The following is a 426-nucleotide window of genomic DNA, read 5'->3' as shown; positions in this document are numbered from 1 at the left end:
GCGCAGGTCGGACCCTATGAGCAGCGGTGAGGCCATCATCGACCACATCGAGAAGTGGGAGCGGTACTCGGTGTCCGTCATGCCGCCGTTGCCGACCTCCAGCATGTCGGGGTCGTTCCAGCGGCCGGGGCCCGCGTACCGCGAGAGCGGCAGGTTCTGCTTCATGATCGACAGCATGCTGCCCCAGCTGTCGTTGATGTCGGTGGTGGTGCGCCAGAGCTGGCCCACGTCGCCGGCCCACTCCCAGGGCTTGTTCTCGCCCCACTCGCAGATGCTGTAGACGATCGGCCGGCCGGTGGCCCTGAGGGCGTCGCGCATCGTGATGTAGCGCCCCTTGGCGTCCACGCCTTGGTTGTTGCAGTTGTCGTACTTCAGGTAGTCGACGCCCCAGTCGGCGAACTGCCGTGCGTCGCTGTACTCGTGGCC

1 protein-coding gene is annotated in these 426 nt (G+C 66.4%); it reads right to left on the bottom strand.

The genetic code is table 11. The annotated features are described in order from the left end of the window. The coding region (locus ACOV8S_RS31410; protein ID WP_448321879.1) for a glycoside hydrolase family 27 protein at positions 1–426 on the bottom strand (426 nt) is incomplete at both ends.

It is taken from the genome of Streptomyces sp. CO7 (assembly GCF_053474865.1).
Note: the sequence above shows the minus strand (reverse complement) of the source record. Positions and strands in the feature narration are given on the sequence as shown.